The following is a 7,595-nucleotide window of genomic DNA, read 5'->3' on the forward strand; positions in this document are numbered from 1 at the left end:
CGAACCCCGAACCCCGAACCCCGAACCCCGAACCCCGAACCCCGAACCCCGAACCCCGAACCTCGAACCTCGAACCTCGAACCTCGAACCTCGAACCTCGAACCCCGAAAATTAAAATCAGCTGGTCTGACCATTTGTTTTTCATCTTATTAACCTTTCTTTACCCTCTGTGATCTGTGTATTATTTGAACTTTGTTTAAATTACGTTACGCTGGCCTTAGGGCTTTAAAACTGCTGTAAATTGACAGTAATTACGGTTTTTGATAACGTATGGCAAAATTTGGTATGACCAATTTACCTTTTGGTCAGGTCATTCAGTTAAAAGCCTTATTTAATGGGCTGCTAGCACTTATACAACGCGGACGTTGATTGATGTCTTTAAAAATTAAAGCGGCAAAATTATCTGATGTTATTTTACAACAACTTGAGAACATGATTCTTGAGGGGTCGTTAGCACCAGGAGAAAAGTTACCACCGGAGCGTGAACTCGCTAAGCAATTTGAAGTGTCGCGTCCGTCGTTGCGTGAAGCCATTCAAAAGCTTGAGGCAAAAGGGCTTGTAACCCGTCGTCAAGGTGGTGGAACGTATGTAAAAAATCAATTGGAAGAGGGACTGACTGATCCGTTGTTTGATTTGATCAGTAAGCACCCCGAATCGCAATTTGATTTATTAGAATTTCGTCATGCGCTAGAGGGAATAGCGGCTTATTACGCAGCACTTCGCGGAACAAGCAACGATTTTGCAAAAGTAAAACAGAGCTTTGATCAGATTGCATTAGCTAAAGATGAATTAAAGCAAAAAGCCAAAGCGATTAATGACTTTCATTTTTGCATCGCTGAGGCGTCTCATAACGTAGTGTTACTGCATTTAGTAAGAGGGATGCAAAGCTTACTTGAGCAGAATGTTTTACAAAATTTAACGGTGTTACTTAAAAAGTCAGATATAAGCAGCCAATTAGCCGAACACAGGCGTTTATTAATGGATGCAGTGATTGACGGTAATCCTGAACAAGCTCGCTTAGCGAGTAATGCGCATTTAGCCTATATTGAAGAAGCATTGCTTGAAGCGGGTAAAGAGCATTCGCGAATTGAACGTAGTTTAAGACGCACCAAACAAAATTAAGCAAGTACATTCACTGTTAACTTGATTCAACAGTGAAGTATTCAATACATAAAATTAGTATTTTAAACATAAGGAAACCTCCATATGTCTGAAGTCAATAAAATTGACGTAGACGCGCTAGAAACACAAGAGTGGTTACAAGCTCTTGAATCGGTTGTGCGCGAAGAAGGTGTTGAACGAGCTCAGTTTTTACTTGAGCAAGTGTTAGAACAAGCCCGTTTAGACGGTGTTGATATGCCAACAGGCATTAACACAAACTACGTTAATACGATTCCGGTTGATCAAGAACCTGCCTACCCTGGCGATGTAAATCTTGAGCGCCGTATTCGTTCAATTATTCGCTGGAACGCGATTATGATTGTATTGCGTGCATCGAAAAAAGATCTCGACTTAGGCGGCCATATGGCGTCTTACCAATCGTCTGCTGCATTTTACGAAGTGTGTTTTAACCATTTCTTTAAAGCGCCAAATGATGTTGATGGCGGCGATTTAGTTTATTACCAAGGTCATATTTCTCCGGGTATTTATGCGCGTGCATTTGTTGAAGGGCGTTTAAGTGCCGAACAGCTTGATAATTTCCGTCAGGAAGTCGATGGTAAAGGCCTACCTTCTTACCCTCATCCTAAATTAATGCCTGAGTTTTGGCAGTTCCCAACGGTATCTATGGGCTTAGGTCCAATTTCTTCAATTTACCAAGCGCGTTTCTTAAAGTACTTAGATGGCCGTGGCTTAAAAGACACTAAAAACCAACGTGTATATGCGTTTTTAGGTGATGGTGAAATGGATGAGCCAGAATCACGTGGTGCTATTTCTTTTGCTGCCCGTGAAAAGCTAGATAACCTATGTTACTTAGTTAACTGTAACCTACAGCGCTTAGATGGCCCTGTAATGGGTAACGGTAAAATCATTCAAGAGCTAGAAGGGCTATTTAAAGGCGCTGGCTGGAATGTTATTAAACTTGTTTGGGGAAGCGGTTGGGATATTCTGCTTGCTAAAGACACCACAGGTAAATTACTTCAGTTAATGAACGAAACTGTTGATGGTGATTACCAAACATATAAAGCGAAAGATGGCGCGTACGTACGTGAACATTTCTTTGGTCGTTACCCAGAAACAGCAGCACTTGTTGCTGATATGACAGATGAAGAAATTTTCGCCCTTAAGCGCGGTGGTCATGAGCCTTCAAAACTGTTTGCTGCATTTAAAAAAGCAGAAGAAACGAAAGGTCGTCCAACAGTAATCCTTGCTAAAACAGTAAAAGGTTACGGCATGGGTGAAGCGGCTGAAGGTAAAAACATTGCGCACCAAGTTAAGAAAATGGATATGTCGCATGTGGCTCACTTACGCTCTCGTTTAGGCTTAGATGATTTAGTATCTGAAGAGCAATTAAAAGAGCTACCATACTTAGAGCTTGAAAAAGATTCTCCAGAGTATAAGTACCTTCATGCACGTCGTGATGCGCTACAAGGTTACACGCCAACACGTATCGCTAAGTTTTCTGAAAAGTTACAGTTACCAGAAGTAGATGCGTTCAAGCCATTACTTGAAGAGCAAAAGCGTGATATTTCAACCACTATGGGCTTTGTGCGTGCACTTAATATCTTATTAAAAGATAAAGGTATTGGTAAAAATATTGTGCCAATTATTGCCGATGAAGCACGTACTTTTGGTATGGAAGGTTTATTCCGTCAAATCGGTATTTACAACCCACATGGCCAAAATTACACCCCTCAAGACCGTGATATTGTTTCTTACTATAAAGAAGCAACCTCAGGGCAGGTATTACAAGAAGGGATTAACGAGCTAGGTGCAATGTCGTCATGGGTTGCTGCTGCAACATCTTACAGTACCAATGACTTACCGATGATCCCATTCTACATTTACTACTCTATGTTTGGTTTCCAACGTGTTGGTGACATGGCATGGATGGCAGGGGATCAACAAGCACGTGGTTTCTTATTAGGTGCTACAGCGGGTCGTACAACGCTAAATGGTGAAGGCTTACAGCACGAAGATGGCCACAGCCACATTCTTGCAAACACGGTACCTAACTGTATTTCTTACGATCCTACTTATGCATTTGAAGTAGCGGTTATCGTGCAAGACGGTATTCGTCGTATGTACGGTGAAGAGCAAGAAAACATTTACTACTATCTAACGCTAATGAACGAAAACTACCATCAGCCAGCAATGCCAGAAGGCGCTGAAGAAGGTATTCGTAAAGGTATCTACAAGCTAGAAAGCTACGAGGGTAAAAAAGCCAACGTACAGCTATTAAGCTCAGGTACTATCATGACTGAAGTGCGTAAAGCTGCAGCAATTTTAAGCGAAGAGTTTGGTATTGCGTCTGATGTTTACTCAGTAACTTCATTCAATGAACTTACCCGTGATGGACAAGATGTTGAACGTTTCAACATGCTTAACCCAGAAAGCGAGCAAAAAACGCCATACATCACTAGCGTATTAAACGATTCAGTAACTGTTGCTGCAACGGATTACATGAAAAACTACGCAGAACAAGCGCGTTCATTTATTCCAAGCAATAACTACAAAGTATTGGGTACAGATGGTTACGGTCGTTCAGACAGCCGTGAAAACCTACGTCGTCACTTTGAAGTTAACGCAAGCTACGTGGTAGTTGCGACATTATCTGAACTTGCTAAACGTGGTGAAGTTGAAAAGTCAGTGGTTGTTGAAGCTATTAAAAAATTCAACATCGACACTAACAAACTAAATCCACTGTACGCATAAGAGGTTTGCAATGAGTATTGAAATTAAAGTACCTGATATCGGTGGCGATGAAGTAGAAGTAACCGAAATACTAGTGAGCGTTGGCGATAAAGTTGAAGTTGACCAATCACTATTAAGTGTTGAAGGTGATAAAGCTGCGATGGAAGTACCTGCTGAACAAGCCGGTACGGTAAAAGAAATTAAAGTAAATGTGGGTGACACTGTTACCACAGGCACTTTAGTGTTCATCTTTGAAGGTGAAGCGCAAGATTCTGCTGCTGACTCTAAAGAAGCTGAAAAAACCGAGGAAGCAGCACCTGCTGCGTCATCGGCTTCATCAACCAAAGAAGTCACTGTGCCAGATATTGGTGATGACGAAGTTGAAGTAACTGAAATTATGGTTGCAGTTGGTGATAGCGTAGAAGAAGAGCAATCTATCTTAAACGTTGAAGGCGACAAAGCGGCAATGGAAGTACCAGCACCCTTTGCCGGTACAGTAAAAGAAATTAAAGTAAATACTGGTGACAAAGTGAAAACGGGTTCATTAGTATTTGTTTTTGAAGTGTCAGGTGGTGATAACCAAAGTGCCCCAGCAGCTGATTCAAAAGCACAAGAGAAGCCTGCTGAACAAACATCGGCATCAAGCACTAAAGAAGTTAGCGTGCCTGATATTGGTGATGACGAAGTTGAAGTAACAGAAGTTATGGTTGCGGTTGGCGATAGCGTAGAAGAAGAGCAATCTATCTTAAACGTTGAAGGCGACAAAGCAGCTATGGAAGTACCGGCGCCGTTTGCAGGTACTGTTAAAGAGATTAAAGTAGCGACTGGCGATAAAGTTAAAACTGGCTCATTGATTTTTGTATTTGAAGTGGCGGGTAGTGCACCAGCTGCAGCACCTGCAGAAAAATCAGCACCAGCGCCTAAAACAGAATCTAAGCCGGCAGCTCAGGCTGAGTCAAAATCAGCAGCATCATCTGCTAAAGCAAGCTCTGAAAGCTTTGAAAACAATAGCGCTTATGCACATGCATCTCCAGTGGTTCGCCGTTTAGCGCGTGAGTTTGGTATTAACCTTGCCAACGTTAAAGGCACGGGCCGTAAAAACCGTGTTGTTAAAGAAGACGTGCAAAACTATGTTAAGCAACTGGTTAAGCAAGTTGAGTCTGGTCAAGTATCAGCAGCTAAAGGCAATGCTGGTGGCGGTGAGCTTGGTTTAATTCCATGGCCAAAAGTTGATTTTGCTAAGTTTGGTGAAATAGAAGAGAAAAAACTCTCTCGTATTCAAAAGCTGTCAGGTAAAAACTTACACCGTAACTGGGTACAAATCCCACATGTTACCCAGTTTGATGAAGCGGATATCACGAGCCTTGAGCAGTTCCGTAAAGAGCAAAACGCGCTTAACGAGAAGAAAAAGCTGGGTGTTAAAATTACGCCACTCGTGTTTGTAATGAAAGCAGCTGCTAAAGCGCTTGCTGAGTTCCCTACATTTAACTCATCGCTTTCAGAGGATGGCGAAAGCTTAATCCTTAAAAAGTACATTAATATTGGTGTAGCGGTTGATACGCCAAATGGCTTAGTTGTACCAGTGTTTAAAGATGTTGATAAAAAAGGCATTATTGAACTATCTCGTGAACTAATGGAAGTATCTGTTAAAGCGCGTGATGGCAAGTTAAGTTCATCAGATATGCAAGGTGGTTGTTTTACTATTTCAAGCCTAGGTGGCATTGGCGGTACGGCATTTACGCCGATTGTGAATGCGCCTGAGGTGGCAATTTTAGGTGTGTCAAAATCTGAAATGAAGCCTAAGTGGAATGGTAAAGAGTTTGAGCCTAAGCTAATGGTTCCACTTTCAATGTCTTACGACCATAGAGTGATTGACGGTGCACTTGCTGCACGCTTTACTGTTACTCTTGCAAGTTACATGAGTGATATACGCCAGTTAGTGATGTGATCACTACAGAGTGAGTAAAATCAAATCCCAGCCAGTTGTTTTTAGCTGGGATTTTTATCATTTGCAATGATACAATATTTGCACAAATGCCCTTTTCTGCCTTGCAGAAACATGGCAGTTAAATTTTGGGGCTGTGTCCCGTTCAAACAATAAAGGTAATAGCATGAGCAACGAATTAAAAACTCAAGTTGTTGTACTAGGCGGTGGTCCTGGTGGTTACTCTGCGGCTTTTCGCGCTGCTGACTTGGGCTTAGAAGTTACATTAGTAGAATCTCGCGAGACATTAGGCGGTGTATGTCTTAATGTTGGTTGTATTCCTTCTAAAGCACTTTTACACGTAGCTAAAGTGATTGATGATGCTGCAGAAATGTCATCTCACGGCGTTACTTTTGGCGCACCAAAAATTGACTTAGATGAAGTTCGTTCTTGGAAAGACTCTGTTGTTGGCCAGCTTACAGGTGGCTTAGACGGCATGGCTAAAATGCGTAAAGTAAAAGTTGTATCTGGTTACGGTAAATTTACTGGTAGCAACACTTTAGATGTTGAAGGCGCTGACGGTAAAACAACCATTACCTTTGATAACGCAATTATTGCTGCAGGTTCTAAACCTGTAAACTTACCTTTCATCCCTGAGGATGATCGCGTTATTGATTCAACGGGCGCGCTAGAGCTTAAAGATGTTCCTGAAAAGCTACTTGTTTTAGGTGGTGGTATTATCGGTCTTGAAATGGGTACGGTTTACCGTGCACTAGGTTCTGCAATTGATGTTGTAGAATTTGCAGACCAACTTGTTCCTGCTGCTGATAAAGACATCATTAAAATTTACCAAAAGCATGTTAAAGACAAGTTTAATGTAATGCTTTCAACTAAAGTAACTGGCGTTGAAGCAAAAGACGACGGTTTATATGTTACGTTTGAAGGCAAAAATGCATTGGCAGAGCCAGTACGTTACGACAAAGTACTTGTTGCTGTAGGTCGTACACCAAATGGTAACATGTTAGACGCTGATAAAGCGGGTGTGAATGTTGATGAGCGTGGTTTTATTAACGTTGATAAGCAATTACGTACTAACGTAGAACATATTTTTGCGATTGGTGACTTAGTGGGTCAACCTATGCTTGCGCATAAAGCGGTTCATGAAGGCCATGTTGCAGCAGAAGTTATCTCTGGTCAAAAACATTACTTTGATCCTAAGTGTATTCCTTCAATTGCTTATACTGACCCTGAAATTGCATGGGCTGGTGTAACTGAAAAAGAAGCGAAAGAGCAAGGTTTAAGCATTGAAACAGCTGTATTCCCTTGGGCTGCATCGGGTCGTGCTATTGCTTCTTCACGTACTGAAGGTTCTACTAAGCTTATTTTTGATAAAGAAAGCGGCCGTATTATCGGTGGTGCTATGATTGGTATTAACGCAGGCGAAATGCTGGGCGAAATCGGTCTAGGTATTGAAATGGGTGCAGATGGTGAAGACCTAGCGCTAACAATTCATGCTCACCCAACATTGAACGAATCAATCGGCCTTGCTGCTGAAATTTTTGAAGGTTCAATCACTGATTTACCAAACAAAAAAGCAGTTAAAAAGAAGAAGTAATTTCTTTTAGTTAATCGCGATAAAAAACCCAAGCCTCGGCTTGGGTTTTTTGTTTTTATAGCCGTCAGTAAAGACAAGCTCCCTTGACACTTAAGTTAATATGAGCAAAATTTTGTAGCTGATAGCTGATAGCTGATAGCTGATAGCTGATAGCTGATAGCTGATAGCTGATAGCTGATAGCTGATAGCTGATAGCTGATAGCT

The 7,595-nt window shown here is 41.7% G+C and carries 4 protein-coding genes; all 4 read left to right on the forward strand.

All coding sequences use genetic code 11. The features are described from left to right. Positions 1-372: 372 nt before the first annotated feature. The 4 genes from pdhR (at position 373) to lpdA (ending at position 7,391) form a co-directional block, all read left to right on the forward strand. Entirely contained in the window at positions 373-1,122 is a 750-nt protein-coding gene (gene pdhR, locus AN392_RS17955) for a pyruvate dehydrogenase complex transcriptional repressor PdhR (RefSeq protein ID WP_008114937.1), read from the forward strand. Between the two features lie 84 nt (positions 1,123-1,206). Further along, on the forward strand, positions 1,207-3,873 hold the full coding sequence (gene aceE, locus AN392_RS17960; RefSeq protein ID WP_010391663.1) for a pyruvate dehydrogenase (acetyl-transferring), homodimeric type: 2,667 nt from the start codon (positions 1,207-1,209) through the stop codon (positions 3,871-3,873). Between the two features lie 10 nt (positions 3,874-3,883). Then, positions 3,884-5,800, forward strand: coding sequence for a pyruvate dehydrogenase complex dihydrolipoyllysine-residue acetyltransferase (gene aceF, locus AN392_RS17965; protein ID WP_055013466.1), 1,917 nt, complete (start codon positions 3,884-3,886; stop codon positions 5,798-5,800). 163 nt (positions 5,801-5,963) lie between these two features. Further along, positions 5,964-7,391 carry a dihydrolipoyl dehydrogenase gene (lpdA, locus tag AN392_RS17970; RefSeq protein WP_055013467.1) on the forward strand — a complete coding sequence of 476 codons (1,428 nt, stop codon included), beginning with the start codon at positions 5,964-5,966 and terminating at the stop codon, positions 7,389-7,391. Positions 7,392-7,595 lie beyond the last annotated feature (204 nt).

The sequence above is a fragment of the Pseudoalteromonas sp. P1-16-1b genome (assembly GCF_001401785.1).
GTDB classification, from domain to species: domain Bacteria; phylum Pseudomonadota; class Gammaproteobacteria; order Enterobacterales; family Alteromonadaceae; genus Pseudoalteromonas; species Pseudoalteromonas undina.